Genomic DNA, 25,281 nt, shown 5'->3' on the forward strand with positions numbered 1-25,281 from the left:
GCGCAGGTTAGCGATTCAGAGCTCTACCAGTCGTATCCGTTGGAGCTGAGCAGTCGGACGGTGCACTCTGGAGTCTCGCGGTATGAGCGGAGTGTCCAGGTGGAAGAATCGCTTGCGTCGATGTGGTCATTGTCCGTGTAAGTCTGATCATAAGTCACATGATCGTCGCCCGACAGGCAGACTGTATCCACACCGATGGGTCCGCCCACGTCGATGTCGTGAGGATTGACAACATCCCCGGTGAGATCTCCGTTCGATAACTCTTCGAAGTTTTCAATGTCGAGACTGATGAGACTCTCGTAGCTGCCAAGCCCCTCGGTAAACTCAAGGCGCAGATCCGGGATGGTAGCACCTGACGGCAGCGTATAATCCGAAGAATCAACATAGACGTATCCGAAGGCATATCCACCGGGGAGCACGACGTTCGGATAGACGGCATGCGAAGACCCGGTGCCTAGCGTTTCGCCATCTGAATCGACCGCCCGGCCGCTCACTTCAACACGAGAAATGGCTTCATCGGTCTGGTTCTGCACAATAAAAGGAAACGTGGTGTTCTCTTCTGAGCGGTTAATCGCCACGACAGAGACTTCCCCTGCCTCGCCTGCCGGTAGAGCTTCCTCGTCTCCGATGACGGTGAGCGATGAATACGCCAGGGGAGTGTTGAGAATGTCATCTGAACCTTCAGAGGCAGCGTCGATTTCCGCGTCCGGAGTCTCGAGGAGCTCTTCGAGCTCCTGGGGGTCCATCTCAAAGAAGTCCTCAGGGTTCTGCAGCTCATCTTCCAATATAGAAACGAAAGCGCTCGCGATAAGGGTGACGACGAGTGCCACCACCAGCGACACCGCACCGGTAATAATCCCCGCGATGCCTTGGCCCTTGCCCCTGCGCTTGACGACAGCGAAAATTCCCAGGCCGATAGCCACCAAGCCGAGCAAAAATGAGATGAAGCCGATGAAAGGGATGAAGGCCAGCAAGAGGGAGATGATCCCCACGACCATCGCGGCGATGCCGAAGCCCCTACGCTGCTGTGGAGCTGGGGGCTGGGGCGGATAGCCACCCGAAGAGTAAGGGTCAGGCTGAGTTGGGTATGGTTCGTACGTCATTCAAGATGCTTTCGGTGGGATGATCTGCGAGTGGAAAGTGGCTCAACAAGGTGGCCATAAACCCCGAAGGGGTGAGAGGTGGAGCCGCTTAATACGTTACTTCACTAACAAGACAAAGTTATCAGCAGTCCGTATGTGCTCGATATACAAGACACACGAAGTCTGCCTGACCTCTTGACGATCAATCTAGGCCCACTCGCTCAGCGATCATCGGCCGACACCGTTTACTCTTGTTCCAGATCCCAACAATCGAAGACCACCATTGAGCGGATCAAAGCGCCTGGGATAAGACCCCGCTGGCGAAGTGGCGGTGTCGCTTACTCGAGAGTGCGTTTAAGTGTCTGACGCTCCTTTTCAAGCTTGCGCACTCTGCGGCCGAGTTTAAAGAGCCGCACTGAGCCGAAAAGCCCCATGATGAGCATGCCGGCGATCGCTGCGAAGAGCATAGCAACGCCCAAGGGAAGCGTGAAAGCCCAACCTAAGTAGGCAAAATCTGCCGGGACGTTGTTCTGCAGAATGAAAATCAGCAACATGATCAATACGAGTGCACCCAGAATCAGTGCTATCCAGGTGGCTCCGGTGAAACCCTGTTTCTGATGTTCATCAAGAGTGGGATCAGTTCTTACTTCTGGACGGTGCTCTTGTGGCGAGTCACTAATAGGCCAGGGCTGTGCCTCGGTGGCCGGGACCTGTGGTTGGTTTTCTGAAGGATCAGACGTCTGGGCCATGACAGTTTCCTGTTTCGTCGTCGAGGTATTTTCTGTTGAGGTTACCAGGAGTCCCCTCGTTGAATTGAGGGTTGACCACGCCGATTAGTCAATTGCCGAGGCCATTCCAGGCTTGTTGAGAATAATTGTTTCTGGTGGGGCTCATGGCTTTTTGCACACGTAGATTTTCCCGGGTGCTTTGGAAAGACTTGATCCAGTCTTGCGCCACGGCCCTCACATGCTCGTCGTGTGTCATTGACAATAGTGTGTCATGCACAGTATAGTGTGAGATGTGGACGAAGACTTTGAGCCCCATCTCCAAGAATTGCGGCGCGGCACCGTGGTGTTGGCTTGTCTGCGTTTGCTGCTCACTCCCGGCTATGGCTATGGATTGCTGCAAGACCTCGAGACCGCAGGGTTCGATACTGAAGCAAACACGCTGTATCCGCTACTGAGACGGCTGGAGAAGCAAGGGTATCTGACCAGTCATTGGGATACCGCAGAGTCCAGGCCACGAAAGTTTTATCAAACCTCTGAGGCAGGTCGTCGGCTAACGGACGCGATGCAACACCACTGGGATGAACTCAGTCGGGCCATCGCTGACCTACCAGACGACCCGCCGCATGCCTGAGGAGTACGCTATGACAACCTCACTGACCCAACGCTATATCGCGGCAACCATTGAGGGCTTACCCGAAAAACTTCGCAGCGAAGTGCGCCCGGAATTAGAAGCCTCGATCGCCGACGCAGTCGACGCCCGGATGACGGACGGTGTAGATCACGACACCGCGGAACGTGAGGTGCTCACTGAGCTGGGTGACCCCGCAGTCCTGGCAGCCGGTTATGCTGACCGTCCGCTACAGCTGATCGGGCCGCGTTACTACCCGGCCTGGTCGCGATTGTTGAAACGACTACTGGTCCTCATCATGCCACTGGTATTCGTTCTCGTGGCTTTCGCTCAGGTCATAGCCAGTGGTGACATCGGTACGGTGATTGCTGAAGCCATTGTGGCCACCATGTCGACCGGCCTGCACATCTGCTTCTGGGTCACGCTGTCGTTTGCCATCATAGAGCGCACCGGCGCAGATCTGGGCATGGAGTGGAGCCTAGAGGATCTCCCTGAACCGCGCGAAGACCGCCCGGGGGCTGGAGATCTTATAGCTTCGCTAGTCTTCATCGGCATCGTCCTGGTGGCGTTGATTTGGGATCAGACCGTTGGGTTCATTCGGATCTTCGACGAGCGCGTGACGGTACTCAACCCTGAGCTGTGGCCGTGGACGATGGCCGGGTTCCTGGCACTACTTGCGCTAGACGTTATCTTCGCAGTCGCACTGTATCGACGCGGCGGATGGAATGTACCCATGGCAGTGCTGAACACGGCCTTGAGCGTGTTGATCTTCAGTTGGTTCATCATCCTGCTGGCGCGCGGTGAACTGTTTAGTGCCGATCTGTTGAGATTAGCTGTCGATAACGGGATACGTGCTGATGCTCAGCACACGCTAGCCGTCGTGTTTGGTTTCGGTGTAGGTCTCGTAGCCGTTTGGGACATCATCGACGGTTGGGTCAAAACGTATCGAGCGAACTCAGCCGGCGTTGAACAACAACCAGCCGCCACCTAGTAAACAGCCGACACAGATCAACCAGAAGACGGCGATCCAAAAACCCGCTGGCAAACGGGTCAGGCGGGCCAGCTGATCGGCATCACTCAGAGTGCCAGATTGTGGGCGACGGCGACTGCGCTGCAATGCGACAACCGCACGCGGAGCGACCAGCAGCAGCGACCACACCAACAGGTAGGCGGTAATAGAAATAACCTCGCCGCTGGCAGTCCAAGACAGGACGGCCACCCCGCCACCGGTTACCAACACGACCCATAGGCCGTAAAAGTTGCGGATAAACACCAGCATGAGCGCGCACAGCAGTACGAGCGCCCACAGCATCGCTGCTGCATAACCGGAACTGACCAGCCAGGCGCCAGCGAGGCCGACAACCGCTGGCGCGGGATAGCCAGCTAACAGTGTTGCCACCATGCCGGGACCGGTGGGCTTACCGCGGGACAAGGTTAGCCCAGAGGTATCCGAATGCAAGCGGATACCACGTAGCTTTCGCCCCACCAGCACACCTATCAACGCATGCCCAACTTCATGCAACAGGGTCGCTAAATGCCGTACTACGCGGTAACCAAAAGTTGACCACGTGAGCACAAGAGCAGCCAAACCAATAGCTAACACCCATACTTCGGGTAAAGACGGTTGGACACTAGTTGAACGTTGCCATAAATCTTCGAGCACCAGCCAACTTATAGCAGACCTGGCTGACAATTCGGTGACTCACCTGTGAGAATGCTGACCCTCGAACATTAAACCCAACACAAACCTAGCGTAAACCTGCGCGGAGCCAACACTTCTTCTCGCGTTGAAGCTAGCCGCCAGCACACAAACACCGTGAAGCAAACTGGCCAGATAGCTAGTGATTGCAACACCGGCCCCTCATAGCCTGTGAATTAGCTGAGATCTAGGTCACCATTACCTCTACGGAGGCGATGCGCAGACTGTTTATCCAGCGCTCACACACAAGGAGAGGTCGATCAGTCATGGCGACGTCGAAACCGCATTTCAGTGCGCGGAGCCACGTAAGTAACGATGTTCAGTTTCGTGGTGAGTTCCGATGACAGCTCTTCACGCAGCAGAACAGACTGACGGTCACGGCCTCGTACGCCGCACGCGTTTTAGCCCATACCAGTACTACTTTGACATAGCGTGCTGGGCGGTAGCCATTATTGCTGCCTACCTGATCTATTATAATTTCTCACTCACACCCTCGCAGGTGGTGCTGGTCATCGTACTCACACTGGTGGCCAGCACCGCTCAGCTGTTTTTTGGTTGGTTAGCTTTCCTCTATCGCCGCAGGTTCGGCGCGGGCAGTTTTGACGAGATTCGCGCCCTGATGAAAACCGCGTTCGCCACCGGGCTAACAATGGTGATCGCTGACCTGATCGCAGGGTATTCCATTGATCATCCGGTGACGATGAGCCTGCTGATCATCCCCACAGCGTTGGCGATGATGTTTGGAACACGTTATGTACAACGGCTGCGCCAACTGGCACGCGCTGTCCCAGACCGGAAAGCGACCCGCACCTTAGTTATCGGTGCCGGTGAAGTCGGTACCAATCTCATCCGACAGATGGTCACCACACCCGGAGCCAAATACTGGCCGGTCGGCATGCTTGATGACGCACCGGAAAAATCCCACGTGCAGGTCTATCACGTTAAAGTCCTTGGCACCGTGCGCGAGCTTCCCGAACTCATTGTGCAGGCCGGAGCCAAAGCGGTAGTTGTGGCAGTCGCCGAACCCTCCAAACCAATGCTTCGCGAAATTCAGGCTATCGCCGACGAATATGACGTCAACGTCAAAGTCATCCCGCCGCTACACGAGCTGCTCGAACGCGGCATTCATCCCACGGACCTGCGCGATATTTCGACTGATGATCTGCTCGGCCGCGAGCCAGTCGACACCAACGTCGAAGACATCGCAGGCTACCTGGCCGGTGCCCGAGTGCTCGTCACCGGTGCCGGCGGATCAATCGGTTCGGTGCTTTGCGAACAAATCAGCCGCTTTCATCCGGCAGAGCTGATCATGGTGGACCGCTGTGAAACCGGACTCCAAACCGCACAGCTGATGGTCAACGGCAACGGGCTGCTCAGCACCAAAGAAACCGTACTGGCAGATATCCGAGATTCGGATGCGGTACGCGAGCTATTCGAGGAACATCGCCCCCAGGTCGTCTTCCATGCCGCAGCACTCAAACACCTACCTATGTTGGAACGCTATCCCGAAGAGGGTTGGAAAACCAACGTCGTGGGCACATTGAATGTACTAGAAGCCGCTGCAGCAGTTGGCGTTGAACGCTTCGTGAATATCTCGACCGATAAGGCTGCGAACCCGACCAGCGTACTGGGCTACACCAAACGTGCAGCAGAGCATCTCACCTCCTGGATGGGCCAACAAACCGACGGGCGCTACCTATCGGTCCGATTCGGCAACGTGATCGGTAGCCGCGGGTCCATGCTGCCAACCTTCACCCGGTTGATCGAACAAGGCGGCCCGCTGACCATTACCCACCCGGAGGTCACCCGGTACTTCATGACGATCCCGGAGGCCTGCCAGCTCGTGCTCCAAGCCGGCGGTATCGGCAGCCCGGGCGAAGTGATGATCCTTGATATGGGCCAACCGGTCAAGATTCTCAACATCGCCAAACGGATGATCGCCATGTCGGGCAAAGACATTGAGATTGTTTACACCGGGCTTCGTGATGGCGAAAAACTTCATGAAGACCTCACCTCAGATTCCGAAGATGTCAGACCTTCGGCACACCCCAAGATCAGCTGCACAGCAGTGGAACCGCTGTCGATCTCAGAACTGACCTACGTACATGCTTCGACGAAAGTGCAGAGCTAACCGTGACCGATATCCAACACATCACTATCACCTCACCTGTCCACGCTCCTGAAGAACCCCTTGAACACATTCATCTTTCCAGCCCCGATGTGGGACCGTTGGAAGAACAAGCGGTCATGGCAGCACTGAAGTCAGGGTGGATCGCACCGGCGGGCCCGGATCTTAACGCTTTCGAAGCAGAAGTCGCCCAACGCGTTGGCGTCGACCACGCCGTGGGATTAGCATCCGGCACAGCAGCCCTGCATCTGGGGTTGCTTGCCTTAGGTGTCGGACCGGGGGATGTGGTCGTGACCACCACGTTGACGTTTGCTGCCACGGCCAATGCCATTGTGTATACCGGCGCCGAACCCTTCTTCATTGACGTTGATCCCACCACGGGCAATATGGATCCGGAACTGCTCGACATCGCATTGCATGTCTTGGCTCGGGCCAATAAACGAGTGGGCGCGGTGCTTCCCGTAGACCTGTTCGGGAAAGCCGCCGATTACACGTCGATCGAAGAAATCGCCGCCAAATACGATGTCCCGGTCCTGGCCGATGCAGCCGAAGCAGTCGGCGCGCGTCATGCGGGCAAGAGTGTTGGCAGCTATGCAGATGCCGCGGTGTTCTCGTTCAACGGGAATAAGATCATGACGACCTCCGGTGGCGGCATGCTGGTAACGAATCGTGCTGACGTCGCCGAATACGTCCGGTACCTGTCGACCCAAGCGCGCCAGCCGGTCGCTCATTATGAGCACACCGACATCGGTTACAACTACAGGCTCAGCAACCTCCTAGCAGCACTAGGCCGCGCCCAGCTGGAACGGCTCGATGCCATGATTGCCCGACGGCGCGATATCCGCAATCAGTACCGCCAGTGGAGTGCCACCAAACCCGGCATAGAGATCTTAGGCGGCGCAACCGATCAGGAAGATAACTGCTGGCTCACACCACTGGTCTTCGACCAGTCCCAACATCCGGTAGCGGTTGATGTGTTGATCCAAACGATGGCACAACACCGCATCGAGGCCCGCAGAATCTGGAAGCCCATGCACCTTCAACCGGTCTTCTCAGATGCCCGTAGTCTACTCACCGGTGCGGCAGAAGAACTTTTCGCCAACGGTGTCATCTTGCCCAGCGGCTCAAACATGACCGCCCCGCAACTCGAACGGGTCGTCGGCGTGCTTGATGCCTACCTCGGGGGCTCAGGGTCATGACCAAACGAGCCATAGATATTCTCGGAGCCAGCCTGGGTCTGATCGTCCTCGCTCCCGTGATGATCGTGCTAGCGATCCTGATTCGTGTCAAACTCGGAGCCCCGGTGCTCTTTACCCAACTTCGACCCGGCAAAGATGGCGAACTGTTCACCATGTGGAAATTCCGGTCGATGCTGGAAGAAGACCCGGCCAAGGGGCTGCTTACCGACGACCAACGTATGACCAGCTTTGGTCGGCGGCTGCGAGCCACCAGCCTGGACGAACTCCCCACCCTGATCAACGTGCTCAAAGGCGACATGAGCCTGGTCGGTCCTCGACCGCTCAATGTCGAATACCTGCCACTGTACTCACCGGAGCAAGCACGTCGACACAACGTGCGCCCCGGCATCACCGGGCTGGCCCAAGTCACCGGTCGCAACGCCCTGTCGTGGGAAGCACGCTTCGACCTCGACGTGCACTACGTAGACCACCACAATGTGTGGCTGGATCTCAAAATCCTGGCCCAGACCGTCACTCGGGTCTTCGCCAAAACGGATGTCGAAGGCGAACAGATCTCGACGATGACCATGTTTGTCGGTGAACCACCCTGCGATGGACTCACCGAAGCGCCACTGGATGACCGCTGGCAAGATCTCTGGGCATCGTGGCAGCGCAGCCCAGCTGCCCAGAAAATCGGTGACTTCGACGGTTTGGACGCCCGCACCACGCGTCACTGGGTCTACCTCGACGACCGGGCGATCCCCGTGGGCATCGCCGGGCTGTCTGGCTTAGGCGGCCCGCAACTCCACGCCAGCATCGTGCTGGGACCACACCATCACACGACCATGGCGCTGGAAGCACTGTTGAACCGCTTGCTGTATCACGGCAAATCCTACGACGCCCACCGCATCTTCCTGCGGTTATCCGATACCAGCCGAGAATTCTTCGAGATCGTTCAACTGCTCGGTTTCGTTCCACTTGACCAACCCCACCAGGGGACTGACACCGATGAAGGCGAAGTGCTTGTGGCCTTCGCAGCACAGACAGGAACATGAGATGCGCATCATTATCAGTTCGGCAGGACGCCGCGTCTATCTCGTCCAGTGGTTCCAAGAAGCACTGTATGAAGCCGGCATCGACGGCGACGTGATTGTCCTGGACTTTGACCCCAACGCTGCCACAGCCGCTGCGGCAGACGATTACCGCCCGGTGCCAGCCTTCACCTGCCCAGAATACGCTGACGCGCTGCTCGACATTATCGACGAGCTTCAACCGGATCTGTTCATCTCGCTCAACGATCATGAGCTCACCGCCTTATCCGAAGGTCTGGCAGGCCAACTACGGGCACGCGGTGTCGTCACACCGGTACTTGATCAAGCATCACACCGAGCGGTGGCTGACAAGCTCGTCATGAGCCAGGTCTTACAACGGGCCGGTATCTCCACACCGACTACCGTGCTGATGTCTGACGTGATGGCGGTACACCAGCTACTCAACAAGCACAGCCACGTCATCGTCAAAGACCGGTGGGGAAGTGGCTCTTCCGGGTTGCGACGCTTCACCGCAGATCAGGCTTGCCGCTGGGTCGAAGAACGCTACCTCAACGCGACCGACGCCGAAGCACTGGGTTTTGATGAGATCATCTTCCAACCCGATGTTGGTGGTGAGGAATACGGCCTCGATGTGATCACCGCGGTCCGCGGGGGACCGGTCGAAGGAATCCTGGCCCGCAGGAAACTGGGCATGCGCCACGGCGAAACCTCCAGTGCCATGACAGTGCCAAACGCCCCGTTTATCGGACTGGCCGCCGCACTGAACGCCACCCTGGGGATCCGCGGCAGCGTTGATGTGGACGTGCTGCTCACCGCCGACGGCACTCCGTACGTCCTCGACGTCAATCCCCGGTTCGGTGGCGGCTACCCCTTTGTCCACGTTGCCGGGGCAGATCTGCCCCACTTCTACCTGGCCTCCACCCTAGGCTTTGCCCCCAGACCAGACTGGGACAACTACCGCATTGGCTACATCGGCGCCAAACACGAAGGCATCATCGGTTTCGACACCCCAGACCAGACCCCCATCCCACAACCGGCTGAACACCGCAGCCGGATAACCATCCAGAAACGCGTAGGAATCTGATGTTTGAACTCACCAATGCCAGCCAGTCCCACCGAGGAACCGGCCGACGAGACAACTACCCCATGGAGCTGCGCACCTACTGGCGCATGCTGTCCAAAAACTGGTGGATCGTAGTGGCCGGTGCCCTGGTCGGGCTGCTGCTGGGCCTGGGCGCCTCCGCCATGATGACCCCACGGTACGAATCCACCGCCACGCTGTACGTTTCAGTCCGTGGCGTCGGCGCCGGCGACTCTGGAGACCTTTTCCAGGGCGCAAGCTTCGCCCAGACGGTGGTCACCAGTTACGTTGACATCGCAACGACAGCCATCGTGCTCGACGGGGTGGCTGAAGAAATGGACGGCGAAGTCGCTCGTGACGAGATGCGCCGACTGCTCAGCGTGCAATCTCCTGAGGGATCCTCGCTGCTGAACATCACCGGTGAACACTCCGATCCCGAAACGGCGGCCGCGCTGGTCAACACCACCGGAGAAACCCTCGTTGATGTGGTGGAGAACGAAATTGAAGTCGGCGCTGAAGGCGGCAGCTCTCCGGTGCAGGTCCGACTCATTGACCCAGGCATTGTGCCGGCAGAAAGCGTCAGCCCGAATTTCGCGCTCAATAGTGCGCTAGGCCTATTAGTCGGGCTGGCTTTAGGTATCGCACTGGCGATCCTCCGCGGCTCACTGGATACCCGCATCCACTCGATTGCAGACGTCGAAGAAATCACCAACGTCCCGGTTGTTGGACGAATCGCGCTTGACGACAGCATCGCGCATCGCCCCTTGGTGGTGCATGACGATCCACGCAGTCCACGCGCCGAAGCTTTCCGTACGACCAGAACCAACCTGCAGTTCTTCGCGGCCAACGACGATGCACGTGTCTTTGTGGTCTCAAGCGCCACCCCGGGTGAAGGGAAAACCCACGTGGTGGCGAACTTGGCAGTGGTCCTGGCTGAATCGGGGGCACGCGTCGCCCTGGTCGAAGCGGACTTACGCAGACCACGCCTCGCCCACGTCATGGGAATCGAAGGCGCCGTCGGACTCAGCGATGTCCTCATCGATCGAGCATCTTTGGAAGATGTCACCCAACAGTGGGGCACCGACAACCTCACCGTGGTACCTGCCGGACAAATCCCACCGAACCCGTCTGAATTACTCGGCTCGCCCATGATGCGTGAAGTCATCAACACGCTCCGGGAGACGGCAGACTATGTTCTCATCGATGCCCCACCGGTGCTACCCGTCACGGACGCGGCGATCCTTTCGACCTATGCCTCGGGCAGCTTGATCGTCAGCTCCGTTGGCCAAACCCGACAGCAAAACCTCGAACAAGCCATCGAATCCTTGGAGAACGTGGGCGGGAAAGTCTTAGGGCTGATCGTCAATCGGGTGCCGATGCGCGGCTCCGCAAATTCTGGGTTCATTACCTATAAATACGTCGACAAATCCGAAACCGCGAAATCGAAAGCATCGAGGGTGGCATGACAATTCGCATCTTGACCATTTGTACCGGAAATATCTGCCGCTCCCCATTTGCGGCGAGACTCTTAGCCACGAAACTGGACCGGAAGCAGTTCAGAACCGCTAGTGCCGGAACGTCAGCCATGCTCGGCGATCCGATGCAAGAAACCATGCAACAGCTCGCCAAGAAACTCGGAGTACAAGGAACCGAGAAGCACCGGGCACATTCGGTGACATCCGGCGTCGTGGCGCAAGCAGACTTGATCCTGGGAATGGAGCGTGAACACCGCAGCGAAGCGGCAAGATTCCACCCCAGTGCCGCACGTCGGTCCTTCACCTTGTTGGAATTCGCGCACATCGTCTCCTACATCAATGATGGACAACTCCAAACGTTATTGCTGCAAAGCGGAGACACCCCGACCGCTGCGATTGAAGCGGTGGTTCGGATGCGCGGGGTTGTGCCTCGACTGAACCCTGATCGGCTGTATGACCTTCAAGATCCATATGGCCGTTCTCGGCAGGTATATGCCCGTTCAGCACAACAGATCGAACAGGCAGTCGACCGTATTGCCAGATTCTTTGAACATGCCGCAGAACTGAGCGCGGCTTTGAAAAACGGCTATCCAGCAATCGTCACGATGAACGACAGAAAGTAACCACCATGCAACCCACGCAGCGCGGATCACAGCAGCAGATGCCACCCACACCGGCTCTGGTCTTTGATGTGCCGAAACTCGATACTTTCCTGACCCGCTTCGAACAGGCGCTGGCGGAGCACTGGCCACACTCCGTGCTGTCCTACTCCTTCAAAACCAATTCGCTGCCGTGGTTATTGTCCTATATGAGACAACGCGGTATCTGGGCTGAAGTGGTATCTGACACCGAATACGAACTCGCGCTCGCGTTGGGTTACACCCCGGACCGCATCATCTTCAACGGGCCTATCAAAGGCCGCGACCGGCTCTGGGCTGCCATGCTTCAGGGCACTGTGGTCAATCTCGATGCAAAACGCGAAGTCGAATGGGCCGCAGCATTGGCCCGTCAACAACCCGAAACCCCACTAGCGGTCGGGTTGCGCGTCAACTGGGACGTCAATGAATACTGCCCCGGTGAAAGCACCAGTGACGGGGCAGATAGCCGCTTCGGGTTCAGTCCCGCCAGCGGTGAACTTGACGCGGCGATATCCACCCTGCGTGATGCAGGAATACAGATCGCCGGGCTGCACATGCACCGCAACTCGTTGACCCAAAGCGTTGATGTATTCCGAGCGGCCGCAACGGTAGCCAGAGACCTTATTAGCTCGCGCGGACTGGAGCTGGACTGGGTGGATATCGGAGGCGGCTTTTTCGGCGCCGAGCAGGGCCACCCGACCTTCGCCGATTATGTCTTGGCCATCCGCGAGGTACTTGAAGAGGTCATTGATCCAGCTCGCACCCGGCTTGTTGTTGAGCCAGGAGCCTCCCTGGTGGCGGTACCCCTGGAATTCCACGCCAGTGTCCTCGATGTCAAACAAGTCAAAGACCATACCTTTGTGGTCACCGATGCCAGCCGTACGAATATCGACCCGCTGTTTCGTCGCAAACGCCCATTCCAATACGACCTCGAGACCAACGCCACCCACACCCGGCCGTTACAGACCATTGGTGGGTACACCTGCATGGAGGACGACCGGCTCATGGATATCGAAGATGAGCCCGCCCTAGAAATCGGCGACCGGATCGTCTTCTACAAGGTCGGCGGGTACACGATGTGCTACCAATCAAAATTTTTCATCGAGTTTCCGCCAGCCGTCTACATCCGCACCCATGAGGAAGAGCTCATATTAGTGCGCGAAAAGCCATCAGTCTCCGAATACTTACAAGGCCAGCAATGGATACCAGCCGGTGACCACATCAACGCTGCTGCGAATGGGAAGTCCCAATGGTTAGCACCTCACCTGTAACGCAGCATCATCCAGCGCTTCAGCGTGCGCCGGTGCTCTTATTCTTCCTGGGCATCACGCTGAACCAAACCAGCGTCCTGTTCGACATCAACTTATCGATCGCGGACTTCTTTGCGCTGCTCCTGCTGGTGCTAACACTCCTCACGGCCCGGCTGTTGGTGCCCTTCGGCCCGACCATTTATTTTCTGGCCTTATCCATCCTGGTTCTTATCATGGGTGGTTTTGTCGTCCCCAACGTCATCAGCCTGGACCAAAGCTACCTTGATGTGTTGACCGATTACCTCAAGTTGGCGACCTCTTTCGCATACTTCCTCTTAGGCTTCAACATTGTTCGTGCGGGGCAAGCCAGAGTCGTGCTGCGTGCCTTTGCCTTCATGGCGGTCGTGATCGGTGGTATCGGTGCGCTGCAAACTGCTATCCCTGCGCTGCCCCGGTTAGATTTCATGTTCTACTATGAAATCCGCTTCACCGGCCTGATGAGTGATCCGAATTATTTCGCGGTGATTCAACTAGTCGCTATGGCGGTCCTATGGCACGACCAAGACATCAGCCGGAGGATCCGCTACCCCTCGCTCATCATCCTGGCAGCCTCCGTGCTTGCTTCGGGCTCTAAGACCGGCATGCTAGCACTGCTGATCTTCTTAGTGTGGCGTGGTTTGCCCACGGTGTTCTCATTTTCCAACCGCAGCCGATATATCTCGCCCTATCGGGCCGTGTTGATCGGGTTGGTCGTGTGTGCACCGGTCCTGCTGCTGATTGTGATGCTGGACTACTCCATGCGCATGAGCCTGGCGTCAGGTCTTGACCAGGTACCAGCATTGAGTCGGCTCACTCCGCTATTGCTGGATTTCGAAGCCGGGGTCGAAGGCGATGGTTCCGGACGAGACTCAGCCTGGTTCAATGCGATCCAGATCATCGGGCTGTTTCCCCTGTTCGGTGTTGGCATGGGCACCTATCTGGAGGTAGCCACCGAGTTTACTGATGTGCCTGTGCTCGCCCACAACACCTTCTTACAAATCGCCGCCGAATGGGGACTGATCTTCACGGCAATTTTCCTCGTGTGGGTCATCATCTTATTCCTGCGACGCCCACCACTGGGCGCCAATCTAGCGCTGTGGCACTCGACCCGAGATGCGCTGCTGGTGTTGATGATCGGCTCCGCAGGCATCTCGCTGCAAAACTCCCGGCTGCTCTGGTTCATCATCGGCATGCTGCTGGCCGTTCATGTGGTCACAAAAACACGACAGTCTATTCAGCAGCGGTCACTCCACCAAGAGGTACAGCAATGAAAAAAGTCGTACTGATCCTAACCAGTGAAAATTCTGCTTTGACGTTCTACCGAAATTACCTGCGCTTCCTGCGCAAGCGCGGCTGGGACGTGACGGTCGTGGCCAACTCCAGCGGGGCGTTAGAAGAGTGGGCGGCCACCGAAGGTGCCATGGGCTACCACATCCCGTATGAACGCAACCCTTCGATGCTCAAAGACCTCCAGACACTCTTTGCGACCGCCCGCCTGCTTCGGAAAATTCGTCCCGACGCGGTCGTGTCGGCGACCCCCAAAGGCGGGCTACTGGGCACCTTGGCGGGCAAGCTCGCCGGAGTACCGGTCCGTATCTACCAGCTGTGGGGCCTGCGATTAGAAACTGAAACAGGCTTGAAACGCAAAGTACTTGAAGCTTCCGAACGCACCGCGATCTCAGCAGCAACCCAGACAGTTGCCAATAGCTTCAGTCTGGCACGGGCAGCAGAAGCGCTCGGACTGGCCGCCCCCAACTCCATCGAAGTCCTGGGAGCCGGCAGCTCCCACGGCGTGGACCTCGAACGGTTCTCGCGTGCTGCTACCGGTCCGGTGGATGATCACACCGCAGCTTTTCTAGCGCAGGACAGCGATCTGAAAATCGTATTTATCGGTCGCCTCACCCCCGACAAAGGGATCTCCACGCTGCTGCAAGCAGTCAAAGCAGTGCGCGCTCGCGGTCTGAACATCCGCCTACTCCTCATCGGTTCGGTTGAGGATCAGCGACTCGCCCACGAAGTTGCGGAAGCCGAACACATCCACCGACTCGACGACGTGGACGACGTACGCCCCTACATCACCTCGGCGGATGTCCTGTGTTTACCCACCCTACGAGAAGGGTTTCCCAATGTGGTGTTAGAAGCGGCAGCGCTCGAAGTTCCTTCCGTCGTTGCAGACGCTACCGGAGCTATTGATTCCGTCGTGGATGGTGAAACCGGTTGGATCTTTCCAGTCGAAAACGCTGAAGCTCTGGCCCAAATCATCACGGAGATCACTCACGATCCAGAACACATCCGACAGCGGGGGCGCCAAGCCCGCGCCAGAGTTGAACACGAGTTCGAACAAGTCTTCATGTTTGGACTACAAGAAGAAAATATCGCACAGCAGCTCCATTTGGTTGTGCCCACACAGCATGCGGAAACCTAAGTGACACAGCAAAAAGCAATCGGCCCGCACACGGGAACACCACGCACCGAGCCAGCAAAAACGCGATCATCCGATCGCTACATCTTTGCCGCTGGCTCGCTCACGTGGGCATTGGCCCAGTGGTTCTTGGTGTGGCTGTTTGCTCAAGTAGGCGGTGGAGCCGCTGCAGTTGGGCAGTACTCCCTAACGCTCGCTGTGGTCACCCCGGTATTCATTATTGGTCAGTTCGGGCTGCGCACAGTGTATCTGAGCCTACAAACGAGCTTCACGTGGGTGTCCTATCTGATCCTGCGGCTCATTGGCATTGGCATCTCCATTGTGATCGTGGGCGCCTACTACCAGCTCAACCCCGAGCTCAATGTGCGTCTGCTGGCTGCGGTCGTCTTCGTACGCTGTTTCGATGTCTACTTAGACATTCTCTACGCCCGCTTTCAACGCGAGAACCGACTGCTCCTTATCGGCCTCCATAGCCTTGTGCATAATTTTGGCACCATGACCATCGCCTTTGTCGCGATCTGGCTGACCGAATCCATCCCGCTAACCATCTTATGCGTGGGCTTCGGTGCGATGATGGTCGCGGTATCAGCCCAGCGATATGTGGTAAAAACGCCCCCCGAACCCGGCACTATCAAGGGCGGGTATCGCCGTATTTTGCGTGCTGGGACGCCCACCACCGTTTCAGAAACCCTAGCGGCACTGTCGACGTACCTGCCCATCCTGTTTCTGTCGGTGATAGCTGACGATGCCACCACAGGGGTCTTCGCGACTGCAGCCTATCTCCTGACGGCCGTAAACCTTTCGGGTTCGACTCTCAAAGATATTCTCATCACCTCATTCCGCTGGACCTTTGAAGCATCTGGGTCCTGCGCGTTGCTCAAACGAGCCCATAAAATCGCCGGGATCATCATGCTCACGGTCGGCGCGACGATCCCGATCGTTATTCTTGCCGGCTCCCCAGTGCTGCAATTCATTTACGGCGAGGAATTCTCGCTGACCTACTGGGAGCTGACGATACTTTCTATCGCGATGCTTCCGATCGCCTCCTCATACATCTATGAGGGCACACTCAACGTCCTGAACGCATACTCGGGTCAGGCCTGGATTTGGTTCCTGGCGTGCTCATGCGGTGTCGGTGTCGGCTTGTTGGTCATCAATACACCCGGTATTCCTCCCATCATCGGGGCTCTGGCCGTAGCGGTTACGACCGGGTGGGGTAGGTTCATCGGCGCTTTTGCTCTAGCTTTCAGAGCGCAGCGCCGCACTCACACAAACAAGAGGCCCTAGGAGGCTGGTATGCGTGTACTTCTCACCGGCGGAGCCGGATACATCGGTAGCCACACCGCGTTAGTGCTGCTGGAACAGGGCCATGAGGTCGTGGTGGTCGACAATCTGTCAAACGGTAACCGAGTGGCACTCGACCGAGTCGAAGAGCTCACCGGGAAAACCATCACCTTCGTGCAGGCGGATTTGACCCATGCTGGTGCGACCCGGATGGCCCTTGCCGGCATCGATTTTGAGGCTGTGGTGCATTTTGCCGGCCTCAAAGCTGTGGGAGAGTCGGTGGATCAGCCCGTGCGCTACTATCGGACCAATCTTGCATCGACGCTGACCCTGTTGGATCTCTTAGAAGAACGCGGGATCACCAGGCTGGTGTTTAGCTCCTCAGCAACCGTCTACGGTGAGCCCCAAACTCCGTTGATTGCGGAAACCCATCGGACAGGAGTGGGGCTGACCAACCCCTACGGGTGGTCAAAATATATGAATGAACAAATCATTCGCGATGCTGCAGCAACACGCCCCGATATGTCGGCGGTGCTGCTGCGCTACTTCAATCCGGTAGGTGCTCACCCCTCGGGACGCATTGGTGAAGACCCGGCCGGTATTCCCAATAATTTACTTCCGTTCATCGCCCAGGTCGCGGTGGGCAGACGACAGCAGTTGGCGGTTTTTGGTAATGATTACGACACCGTCGACGGGACCGGCGTGCGCGACTACATCCACGTCATGGACCTTGCCGAGGGGCATGTCGCGGCATTGAACCACGCGACCTGCGGCGTGCAAACCTATAATTTGGGTTCTGGGGTCGGAACCAGCGTATTGGAAGCGGTGCGTGCTTTCGAAGAGGTATCCGGTCGGCCCGTGCCATACCAGATTAGTGCACGCCGAAATGGCGACCTGGCGACAGTCGTGGCGGATCCGCAGTTAGCCAAGGCGAAGTTAGACTGGCAAACTACTCGTACTTTCACGGAGGCTTGTCGCGACGCGTGGAACTGGCAATCTCAAAACCCCACCGGATACGAGCAGACGATCAAGGTCGTGATAGGTACTCCCGGACTTCAACGGACCGCTGATCTGACGAGTAAACCGCGATAACTGGGCCCTGAGACCACGGGCAGGGAGCTCGAGGCTAGCCGAGTGCTCACGCAACAAAGCAGAAAGATGATGCGCAAACTTAAAATCTTCAGCACCGCAGTCATCATCCTTGTCCTGGGATGGTTTCTTTTCGCTAGTGTCAGCATTTATGACCCGCGCCAAGGTGACATTGAGGCTCATGCCGATGCGGTCGTGAGCCTCTCTCCGCCGCCCTATCGGTTGCCGCTAGCCGAAGAGTTGTATCACACAGGACATGCAGACAACTTGGCGATCTCCTATGTGCCCGTCGATCCGCGCCACTATAACGCGGAGTGGGTCGCGGCGTGGCAGCCTGCCGAGTCCTATTGCGAAGACCCTGCTGACGAGCGTCACGAAGCGGTGTGGTGCCTTACTCCAGAGGAGATCTCTACCCGGGGAGAAGCCTTAGCGCTTCGTGAGCTTGCCCAGACCCAAGCGTGGGAATCGGTGACGATCGTGACAAGTCGATCCCACGTTTTTCGAACGCGGTTCATCTTTGAACGATGTGCGGCGGACACGGTCGACGTCAACGTTGTGTTCCCAGAGCCTGACGTGTCTGTTGAAAGGTCCGAAGAAAACTGGGCCTGGCATATCGTGTATGAAAACGCTGCATTCTTCAAAGCCCTGTATGCGACTTTCGTAGCGTGTTAGCCGGCCGGTGCCGGCAAGTCGAAGCCATACAGATGTGGCTCAACTTGCCGACGAAACCAGGCACTCGTTTGCGCTTAGCCTTTACTAATGACAGTAAATTCCTCGCGACGTGCTGTGGTGACATTGTGTTCGTAGTCGAGCAGCTCGGGCAGATGCGCTAGCCCAGCTGCGGCCCGGACAAGGGCTGACGGCATATCTGCCCCGGCTCGATGCGAGAATGGATACCCGCCGCCCATTCGTGGGTTGACATCAATGACCATCGGCTCGCCGACGGCATTGTCACGGAAGTCAACATCAATGCTGCCGGTAGGACACAACAACTGCCCGAGTTTAATGATCGAGGCGCGGAACGGTGCGGGATCTACGGACGTGGCCAGGTCGGTATCTCCGCCTCGCATCTGCTCTTTACGCCGAGCGACCAACCCCAAGAACTCCGAGCGCCCGTCGACCGAAAATACTCCGTCAACCCCATATTCAGCACCGGGGAGGAAATCCTGAATGATCACGGATTCGATATGGTGAGCGGGTTTGCCGTCCGGGCCCAGCGCGCTTTGAGCTGATTCATCCACTGCTTCCGCCAGCTCGTCAGCGGTGACAATGTGCACTCCGGTCGAACCTGCGCCGTAGCGGTGTTTGACCACGAATTTGCTGTCTGCACTGGAGTTCTCCAGAGCCAAGGCCACGTCTGAACCTAAGTAGGTTGACGGCGTCGGGATGCCGTACTCGTTGAGCTTTTCAGCGGTGTAGTGCTTGTCTAATACGATCTCGTGGGCTGCTTTGTTCAGGACAGCGACCGCGCAACCAAGCTCGCGTAGCTCATCGGCCACTCCTTGGGAGAGTGCATGAGCCTCATAGTCATTCATACACAAAAATAGATCCGGGCGCTCCTTGGTGAACCAATCTCGGATCATCGTCAGGTATTCAGGGCTGTTGTACGCAGGGGTCTGGTAGGCGCGGTCCGCCAGGCCCACGGTCGGGCTCGTGGCACGATAATCCAAAGCGATAACCTCGCCGGGGATCTCTTGGGTGCGCAGCGCGTCCTTGAACCATTGAATATAGTGTGCTCGACGTCCGGCCGAAGCAATCACGATCTTAAGATGCTGATTATTTGCCACCCTGGGTCTCCTTTGAGGCTCTTCAATTGATGTGGTGAGGTGTGCGCAGTTCGGGACGCTTCCGCGACGTCAGCGAGCCGCTGTACGTGGCATACATCACACTGTATTGCCGGAGGTGTCGATCAGGCCAGGCCTAATGCGAAAATTTTTCATCATAGGAGCGTGGACGGGCAGACCCGTTGCGCGCTATCGCTAGACCGCATTACTACCGCATTAAAGTAGTGACATATGTCACGACACTGTCATAGTATAGACGTAGCCGCGTCCGCGGTGAACCCCCGGGCCGATCAAAGTTCTCTTCTGAGCGGCAGCCCGGGTTCTCGCCAACAGATGTTGGCCACACTCCACATGCACAGGTAGGAAAGTTCATGGCTCACTCACTCACCCCTGAGAATCTTCAGCCGCCCACTCCGGCTTTTGTCATTGATGTCCCACTCCTGGAAAAGTTCACTGCTCGCTTCATGCAGGCGATGAAGACCTACTGGCCAAATTCGATCCTTGGTTACTCATTCAAAACCAACTCCCTACCCTGGTTGGTGGCGTTTATGCGGGATCGTGGTGCTTGGGCCGAGGTCGTCTCAGACGCCGAATACGAGCTCGCGTTGGCGCTGGGCTATACCCCTGATCGGGTGGTGTTGAATGGTCCGTATAAAACCCGTGATCGGCTTCGAGCAGCGCTGCTTGGCGGATCGATCATCAATCTCGATGCGAAGCGTGATGTCGAATGGACTATCGAGCTTGCACGCGAGATGCCAGACCGCGAATTCGGTGTGGGGCTGCGTATCAACTGGGACCTTGAGACCCGGTGCCCCGGAGAAAGCACTTTCGGTGAGCAGAAGAGTCGTTTTGGGTTTAGTCCAGAAAACGGCGAACTGGATCAAGCGATCTCGGCGCTTCAAACCGCGGGCGTGCGGATTGCTGGCCTGCATGTCCACCGAAACTCCCGCACCCAAAGCCTCAATGTGTATCAGGCTGCGGCAACAGTAGCCGCTGAGATCATTTCGTCGCGCGGGCTGGACTTGGACTGGATCGATATTGGTGGTGGCTTCTTCGGCAGTGAAGATGGCACACCAACATTCGAGGACTATATGCGCGTGATCCGAGACGCTCTGGAACCTGTGGTCGACATTGACCGGACGTGTTTGATCACCGAGCCTGGCGGGGCGCTGGTGGCCGTCCCCTTCGAATTCCATGCCAGCGTGGTAGATGTCAAGCAAATTGAAGGTCAGACCCTTGTGCTGACCAACGCCAGCCGCACCAACATCGATCCATTGTTCCGCAAGGACGGTTCATATGACATCCGGATTGATACAGCAAGTACTGACCTACTGGCTGAACAGGTCTTGACTGGCTTTACCCTCGTCGAAGGCGATCGTCTGATGAAGCTTACGGATCAGCCCGCGCTGCAATTAGACGACAGAATCGTGTTTCACAAGGTGGGTGCGTACACCTTGTGCTTGCAACCAATGTTTATTGAATATCTGCCAGCTGTCTACGCGCGGACCGAGCATGAGCTGACCCTCGTGCGGAAAAAGTGGGGCGCGGCCGAATACGTGCAGGGCAGCCAGTGGACAGCAGCCACTGGCAAAGTCGAAACGGAAGCATCGTTGAAGCGACCGGTCAATGGGCCGCGGCAGGCTATGGCCGAACCCACATCTTAACAATTTGGCTGAGAGGTAAGGTCTCGTCTTCGGTTCGAAGGCGAGACCTTCCTTCATGTCTATGGTGCTTCGAGTCGAAGGAGTAGATCGTCGGTCTGCTCGGGTTCTCCGACGCCGTCAGTGTTGTTCGTGAGGACCCAAAGCGTGCCATCCGGTGCGGTGGTGGCCTCACGAAGCCGTCCGAATTCATTGACTAAGTAGTCCGTAGAGCTCTCGAGGTCGTCTAGCGGAATCTCCCAGATCCGTTGGCCGCGCAATGCCACCATGTAGATGGTGTCCTTGTGGATTTCTATGGCGCTGGGGCTGGCCTCGGCGGGTGGCCATTGCTGGACCGGGTCAATGTATTCGGGCTCGCCACCCATGCCCTCGACTTCTGGCCAACCATAGTTGCCGCCTGCCTCAATAATGTTGAGCTCATCCCAGGCATCTTCTCCGAACTCACTGGAATACATCGTGCCATCCTCGGCCCAGTCCAAGCCTTGCGGGTTTCGATGCCCATAGCTATACACCGGGGAGTCGTCGAAGGGATTGCTATCGGGGATGTCACCCTCGGGTGTAATGCGCAGGATCTTGCCGGCTAACGAGTCGAGATCTTGAGATTGGCTGGGTTCCAAGGCGTCACCAGTGGTGATATACAACATGTCATCAGGGCCAAAGGCGATGCGCCCGCCGTTGTGATAGCCGGCGGCAGGGATGCCAATGAATAATTCCTGCGGGGAGCTGAGCTCGTAGGAACCCGGTTCACCGACGAGGTCATAGCGTATGACCCGGTTGTCTGGACCCGTGGTGAGATAGGTATACAGCTGGTTTTCGTGGACTGTGATGCCCAGCAGACCACCTTCACCACGTAACGAGGCGGCTTGTTCGACCACACCGACCTCACGGATATTTCCCTCGGCATCCAGCTCCAGAATTCGAGCGCTGTCTCGCTCACTGATCAGCGGCGTTGTGCCAAAAAACGCGATAGACCAGGGCGCTTCAAGGTTTTCAGCCAAGATCTCGACTTCGCCCAGATCCGTTTCTACTGTCTCGAGTGCTTCGTGTTCAATATCGGCGGTATCTGGTGAGACGGGCGCTGGGTCGGCTCCCGTGGGCTCCGGTGTGGTTGGGGCTTCAGCTACATTGGGAGTGGGTTCAGCGCTCTCCGGGTCGGATGCGCATCCGGCAAGGAGCAGAATGGTGACAGTTAGCGCCGTACCCGCGTGGATTTTTCGTCGCAAAGCTGGTCCCTCCGACTGAGGTTTCTCAGTACGATTGGCGTGAGAAGTGTCATATCAGTATGCCATTTCGACGATTCAGGGACCAGAGCAGACGCCTAAGACTGGCACGGATTGGTGCGCAGCGTCAGGTCTCGGTTCGATAGCTCAGTCAGTAGGTAGCCATCGGGACTGAGAGTAGCCCCACCTTGCGGATTTCCTTGGCCAAGAAAGAGGTACATTACTAATACTGAGGTACCGTACTGAGGTCAGATCGACCTCTTGCTGGCTGGAATGTGATCTTCGAAATCTTCAGCGGGCCGGTAGCTCACGGATCCTATCGTGAGGTTACAGCGGACCTTAGGATAGGGCAATGCGAGACCAACAGAACTCCATACAAAGGCGGTGAACCTGACGTGAGTAGTGGTAACGCCCATTGTGCGCCGAAGGTGGTGGTGAGATGCTAACGCCTGTGTTGATGTTGCTGTTAGGTATCTTGGTCATCCTGGCGATCATCGCGGCAAACGGGTACTTCGTGGCCCAAGAGTTTGCGTACATGTCGGTGGACCGTGCGCAGCTTGCAGCCGAGGCAGAAGAGGGTGACGAAGCCGCAGCCCAAGCACTGAAGGTGACTCGGCGTACCTCGTTCATGCTCTCTGGCGCGCAGCTTGGTATCACCGTGACTGGCCTCATGGTCGGTTATGTCGCAGAGCCTTTGGTCGGGCAGAGTCTCGGCGCGCTGCTGGGCGGAGTTGGCGTGCCAGCGGGCGTGAGCGTCACGATCGGTACGGTCTTAGCGCTGGCAGTGTCGACGATCGTCCAAATGGTGTTTGGTGAGCTGTATCCCAAGAACTTAGCGATCGCCAACCCCGGGCCGCTATCCAGAGCGCTAGCCAAATCGACCAATATTTATCTGGGGATTTTCGGCTGGTTGATTAGTTTCTTCGATTGGTCTGCCAATCGCCTGTTGCGTCTCGTCGGGATCAAGCCGGTGGAAGACCCCGACAGTTCCGCCACCGCCGCAGACTTGAAACGCATCGTGGCAGATTCCCGCCATTCTGGCCACTTGGGTGACGACCTATCCATCATGATCGACAGGATCTTGGATTACCCGCACCGGGATGTCGAACACGCCATGATCCCCCTTACCAACACTGACAGCATTAGCCCCGAAGCCACCATCGGTGAGGTGCGTGAACTCATGGCATCAGCACACACTCGGTACCCGGTGCTGGATAGTGACAACGTACCCCTCGGAGTGGTGCACCTGCTGGACGTGCTGGCGGCTGCAGATCGGCCCGAAGCGCCAGTAACTGCCATCATGCGCGAGCCGGTCACCGTCCCACCCGTAATGATGTTGCCTCAAGCCCAGCAGCGCATGACGAACGCGAGTTCAAAGATTGCCTGCGTGGTCGATGAATATGGCGGCCTGGTGGGCATCTTGACGCTTGAGGACTTGGCCGAGGAAGTCACCGGCGACGTGGTCGATGAACACGACCCAGACTTTGTCGAGCCAATCGAAACGCAAGGCTCAAATGCCTGGCGTATTAGTGGGACCACACCCGTCGATGAGGTAGAGCGCCAAATCAAACACGCGTTGCCGCGGGGAGAATACGAAACGCTTTCCGGGATGTTGATCGATCACTTACAGGACTTGCCGAAACTGGGTGAAGTCATTCGGATCGAGCTGCCCCAGCTGCCTTCCGATCTCGTCGGGGATGAACCGGTCAGTCGCTGTCTTCAAGCCAAGGTCGTCGAACTCGAAAAGCGTGTCCCGTCGATGGTGGAGGTTGACATCGAAGTTACGGTCGGTTCGAGCGATCCGAAAGAGGAGGCGGCACAATGACGAATCCCTGGATTGTCTTACTGGTCACGATTGGCATCATCGTGCTCAGCGCGCTGTTTGTCATCATGGAGTTCTCCCTCATGGGCGCTCGCCGACACCGGCTCGAGCAGGAGGCCCAAACCAGTCGAGGCGCTCGGGCCGCTCTGCGCGGTATGGATGAGCTGACCATCATGCTCGCCGGAGCGCAGCTAGGTATCACCGCGTGCACCTTCGCTTTGGGTGCGATTACCAAACCTGCCGTCGATAGCTGGCTGTCCGTCCTGTTCGAAAATACCGGCATGCCAGCATGGCTGTCGGGCACTGGCTCATTCATTCTCTCGTTGTTTATCGTGACCTTCCTGCACTTGGTTGTTGGCGAGATGGCACCGAAGTCCTGGGCCATCGCGCACCCAGAGACTGCCGCAAAGGCCACCAGCCTTCCTGCTCGCGGCTACATATGGATCCTGTCTCCGCTGCTGCGCTGGATTAACCAGATTGCCAACCGGCTCGTCGCAGCTTCGGGGGTGGAACCGGTGGACCGTGCTGCGGTTGGCGGCCGAGACGCCGCCACCGTTCGCCGCTTAGTCGAACACTCCGCTGACGTCGGAACGTTGGAAGAAACCATTGGCACGCCCGTCACGGGAGCGCTTGAGCTCCAGACCCTGCAGATCGAAGAGCTCATTCCCGCTGGTACCGAACCCACCGGGGTAGCTGCTTCAGACACGGTAGCCGATTTGCAGCGGGCAGCCATGGAGTCTGGCCATTTACGCATTCTGGTGCGAGGTGAAGATAGTAACCCGGGCGTGGTGCACGTTCGCGACACGTTGTTAGAACCCGCAGACCGGACCGTGGGCGATCTAGCGCGTCCAGCATTAGCAATTCCTGCGGGTACACCGGTCCACGAAGCACTAGCTACCATGCGACAGCGGGGCGAACAACTTGCCGTGGTGATGGATGGTTCGAAGTTCATTGGCATGCTGACCTTCAGCGACGCTGTGAAGCGACTGTTGCCGCGTGAACAGCCAGCCACCGACTAAAG

22 protein-coding genes are annotated in these 25,281 nt (G+C 57.4%); 17 read left to right on the top strand and 5 right to left on the bottom strand.

Annotation, left to right across the window (positions count from 1 at the left end):
* Positions 1–23: 23 nt before the first annotated feature.
* Together J2S62_RS01520 and J2S62_RS01525 are read right to left on the bottom strand one after the other, a co-directional pair.
* Positions 24–1,103, bottom strand: a complete 1,080-nt coding sequence (locus J2S62_RS01520) for a DUF4190 domain-containing protein (protein WP_310170491.1) — start codon at positions 1,101–1,103, stop codon at positions 24–26.
* A gap of 317 nt (positions 1,104–1,420) precedes the next feature.
* Positions 1,421–1,831 carry a LapA family protein gene (locus tag J2S62_RS01525; protein WP_310170493.1) on the bottom strand — a complete coding sequence of 137 codons (411 nt, stop codon included), beginning with the start codon at positions 1,829–1,831 and terminating at the stop codon, positions 1,421–1,423.
* Positions 1,832–2,102: 271 nt separating this feature from the next.
* On the opposite strand from J2S62_RS01525, the gene J2S62_RS01530 reads away from it, so the two are divergent.
* Positions 2,103–2,441, top strand: coding sequence for a PadR family transcriptional regulator (locus J2S62_RS01530; protein WP_310170495.1), 339 nt, complete (start codon positions 2,103–2,105; stop codon positions 2,439–2,441).
* A 10-nt stretch (positions 2,442–2,451) separates the two neighbouring features.
* Positions 2,452–3,429 (top strand): permease prefix domain 1-containing protein, encoded by a 978-nt coding sequence (locus tag J2S62_RS01535; protein WP_310170497.1) that lies wholly within the window; start codon positions 2,452–2,454, stop codon positions 3,427–3,429.
* On the opposite strand, the gene J2S62_RS01540 is transcribed toward J2S62_RS01535, so the two are convergent.
* Positions 3,394–4,014, bottom strand: coding sequence for a M50 family metallopeptidase (locus J2S62_RS01540; RefSeq protein ID WP_310170500.1), 621 nt, complete (start codon positions 4,012–4,014; stop codon positions 3,394–3,396). The genes J2S62_RS01535 and J2S62_RS01540 overlap by 36 nt on opposite strands.
* 463 nt (positions 4,015–4,477) lie before the next feature.
* On the opposite strand from J2S62_RS01540, the gene J2S62_RS01545 reads away from it, so the two are divergent.
* From J2S62_RS01545 to J2S62_RS01600, 12 genes are all read left to right on the top strand, one after another.
* Positions 4,478–6,268, top strand: coding sequence for a polysaccharide biosynthesis protein (locus J2S62_RS01545; protein WP_310170502.1), 1,791 nt, complete (start codon positions 4,478–4,480; stop codon positions 6,266–6,268).
* Between the two features lie 2 nt (positions 6,269–6,270).
* Positions 6,271–7,464 carry a DegT/DnrJ/EryC1/StrS family aminotransferase gene (locus J2S62_RS01550; protein WP_310170504.1) on the top strand — a complete coding sequence of 398 codons (1,194 nt, stop codon included), beginning with the start codon at positions 6,271–6,273 and terminating at the stop codon, positions 7,462–7,464.
* A complete protein-coding gene (locus tag J2S62_RS01555; RefSeq protein ID WP_310170506.1) occupies positions 7,461–8,498 on the top strand; it encodes a sugar transferase in 1,038 nt (345 codons plus the stop codon). The genes J2S62_RS01550 and J2S62_RS01555 overlap by 4 nt, the downstream gene beginning before the upstream one ends.
* Before the next feature lies 1 nt (position 8,499).
* Positions 8,500–9,579 carry an ATP-grasp domain-containing protein gene (locus tag J2S62_RS01560; RefSeq protein ID WP_310170508.1) on the top strand — a complete coding sequence of 360 codons (1,080 nt, stop codon included), beginning with the start codon at positions 8,500–8,502 and terminating at the stop codon, positions 9,577–9,579.
* Positions 9,579–11,042 carry a polysaccharide biosynthesis tyrosine autokinase gene (locus tag J2S62_RS01565; RefSeq protein ID WP_310170510.1) on the top strand — a complete coding sequence of 488 codons (1,464 nt, stop codon included), beginning with the start codon at positions 9,579–9,581 and terminating at the stop codon, positions 11,040–11,042. The genes J2S62_RS01560 and J2S62_RS01565 overlap by 1 nt, the downstream gene beginning before the upstream one ends.
* Entirely contained in the window at positions 11,039–11,674 is a 636-nt protein-coding gene (locus J2S62_RS01570; RefSeq protein ID WP_310170512.1) for an arsenate reductase/protein-tyrosine-phosphatase family protein, read from the top strand. Before J2S62_RS01565 ends, J2S62_RS01570 begins: the two co-directional genes overlap by 4 nt.
* Positions 11,675–11,679: 5 nt before the next feature.
* Positions 11,680–12,960, top strand: a complete 1,281-nt coding sequence (locus J2S62_RS01575) for a type III PLP-dependent enzyme domain-containing protein (protein ID WP_310170514.1) — start codon at positions 11,680–11,682, stop codon at positions 12,958–12,960.
* Positions 12,939–14,249 carry an O-antigen ligase family protein gene (locus J2S62_RS01580; RefSeq protein ID WP_310170516.1) on the top strand — a complete coding sequence of 437 codons (1,311 nt, stop codon included), beginning with the start codon at positions 12,939–12,941 and terminating at the stop codon, positions 14,247–14,249. The genes J2S62_RS01575 and J2S62_RS01580 overlap by 22 nt, the downstream gene beginning before the upstream one ends.
* A complete protein-coding gene (locus tag J2S62_RS01585) occupies positions 14,246–15,403 on the top strand; it encodes a glycosyltransferase family 4 protein (RefSeq protein WP_310170518.1) in 1,158 nt (385 codons plus the stop codon). Before J2S62_RS01580 ends, J2S62_RS01585 begins: the two co-directional genes overlap by 4 nt.
* Positions 15,404–16,687 (top strand): lipopolysaccharide biosynthesis protein, encoded by a 1,284-nt coding sequence (locus tag J2S62_RS01590; protein WP_310170519.1) that lies wholly within the window; start codon positions 15,404–15,406, stop codon positions 16,685–16,687.
* 9 nt (positions 16,688–16,696) lie between these two features.
* Positions 16,697–17,776, top strand: a complete 1,080-nt coding sequence (gene galE / locus J2S62_RS01595; RefSeq protein WP_310170521.1) for a UDP-glucose 4-epimerase GalE — start codon at positions 16,697–16,699, stop codon at positions 17,774–17,776.
* 66 nt (positions 17,777–17,842) lie between these two features.
* Positions 17,843–18,445: a YdcF family protein gene (locus J2S62_RS01600; protein ID WP_310170524.1), complete on the top strand. Its 603-nt coding sequence runs from the start codon at positions 17,843–17,845 to the stop codon at positions 18,443–18,445.
* A 74-nt stretch (positions 18,446–18,519) separates the two neighbouring features.
* Here the strand turns inward: J2S62_RS01600 and J2S62_RS01605 are convergent, their stop codons facing one another.
* Positions 18,520–19,560, bottom strand: coding sequence for an ATP-grasp domain-containing protein (locus tag J2S62_RS01605; protein ID WP_310170526.1), 1,041 nt, complete (start codon positions 19,558–19,560; stop codon positions 18,520–18,522).
* A gap of 368 nt (positions 19,561–19,928) precedes the next feature.
* Here J2S62_RS01605 and J2S62_RS01610 point away from each other — a divergent pair, with 368 nt between their 5' ends.
* The gene (locus tag J2S62_RS01610; RefSeq protein ID WP_310170528.1) at positions 19,929–21,221 is read left to right on the top strand and encodes a type III PLP-dependent enzyme domain-containing protein; all 1,293 of its coding nucleotides are present in this window, start codon (positions 19,929–19,931) and stop codon (positions 21,219–21,221) included.
* Positions 21,222–21,280: 59 nt separating this feature from the next.
* On the opposite strand, the gene J2S62_RS01615 is transcribed toward J2S62_RS01610, so the two are convergent.
* The gene (locus tag J2S62_RS01615; RefSeq protein WP_310170530.1) at positions 21,281–22,441 is read right to left on the bottom strand and encodes a PQQ-dependent sugar dehydrogenase; all 1,161 of its coding nucleotides are present in this window, start codon (positions 22,439–22,441) and stop codon (positions 21,281–21,283) included.
* Positions 22,442–22,877: 436 nt separating this feature from the next.
* Here J2S62_RS01615 and J2S62_RS01620 point away from each other — a divergent pair, with 436 nt between their 5' ends.
* The gene (locus tag J2S62_RS01620; protein ID WP_310170533.1) at positions 22,878–24,263 is read left to right on the top strand and encodes a hemolysin family protein; all 1,386 of its coding nucleotides are present in this window, start codon (positions 22,878–22,880) and stop codon (positions 24,261–24,263) included.
* Positions 24,260–25,279: a hemolysin family protein gene (locus tag J2S62_RS01625; protein ID WP_310170535.1), complete on the top strand. Its 1,020-nt coding sequence runs from the start codon at positions 24,260–24,262 to the stop codon at positions 25,277–25,279. The genes J2S62_RS01620 and J2S62_RS01625 overlap by 4 nt, the downstream gene beginning before the upstream one ends.
* The last annotated feature ends 2 nt before the right edge of the window (positions 25,280–25,281 follow it).

This window comes from Enteractinococcus fodinae (assembly GCF_031458395.1).
In the GTDB taxonomy this organism is placed as follows: Bacteria; Actinomycetota; Actinomycetes; order Actinomycetales; family Micrococcaceae; genus Yaniella; species Yaniella fodinae.

Bases quoted from the DNA above. Each gene is read 5' to 3' on its own strand.
- J2S62_RS01520 (WP_310170491.1), bottom strand. From the start codon at position 1,103: ATGACGTACGAACCATACCCAACTCAGCCTGACCCTTACTCTTCGGGT.
- J2S62_RS01525 (WP_310170493.1), bottom strand. From the start codon at position 1,831: ATGGCCCAGACGTCTGATCCTTCAGAAAACCAACCACAGGTCCCGGCC.
- J2S62_RS01535 (WP_310170497.1), top strand. From the start codon at position 2,452: ATGACAACCTCACTGACCCAACGCTATATCGCGGCAACCATTGAGGGC.
- J2S62_RS01545 (WP_310170502.1), top strand. From the start codon at position 4,478: ATGACAGCTCTTCACGCAGCAGAACAGACTGACGGTCACGGCCTCGTA.
- J2S62_RS01555 (WP_310170506.1), top strand. From the start codon at position 7,461: ATGACCAAACGAGCCATAGATATTCTCGGAGCCAGCCTGGGTCTGATC.
- J2S62_RS01560 (WP_310170508.1), top strand. From the start codon at position 8,500: ATGCGCATCATTATCAGTTCGGCAGGACGCCGCGTCTATCTCGTCCAG.
- J2S62_RS01565 (WP_310170510.1), top strand. From the start codon at position 9,579: ATGTTTGAACTCACCAATGCCAGCCAGTCCCACCGAGGAACCGGCCGA.
- J2S62_RS01570 (WP_310170512.1), top strand. From the start codon at position 11,039: ATGACAATTCGCATCTTGACCATTTGTACCGGAAATATCTGCCGCTCC.
- J2S62_RS01575 (WP_310170514.1), top strand. From the start codon at position 11,680: ATGCAACCCACGCAGCGCGGATCACAGCAGCAGATGCCACCCACACCG.
- J2S62_RS01580 (WP_310170516.1), top strand. From the start codon at position 12,939: ATGGTTAGCACCTCACCTGTAACGCAGCATCATCCAGCGCTTCAGCGT.
- J2S62_RS01585 (WP_310170518.1), top strand. From the start codon at position 14,246: ATGAAAAAAGTCGTACTGATCCTAACCAGTGAAAATTCTGCTTTGACG.
- galE (WP_310170521.1), top strand. From the start codon at position 16,697: ATGCGTGTACTTCTCACCGGCGGAGCCGGATACATCGGTAGCCACACC.
- J2S62_RS01600 (WP_310170524.1), top strand. From the start codon at position 17,843: ATGATGCGCAAACTTAAAATCTTCAGCACCGCAGTCATCATCCTTGTC.
- J2S62_RS01610 (WP_310170528.1), top strand. From the start codon at position 19,929: ATGGCTCACTCACTCACCCCTGAGAATCTTCAGCCGCCCACTCCGGCT.
- J2S62_RS01620 (WP_310170533.1), top strand. From the start codon at position 22,878: ATGCTAACGCCTGTGTTGATGTTGCTGTTAGGTATCTTGGTCATCCTG.
- J2S62_RS01625 (WP_310170535.1), top strand. From the start codon at position 24,260: ATGACGAATCCCTGGATTGTCTTACTGGTCACGATTGGCATCATCGTG.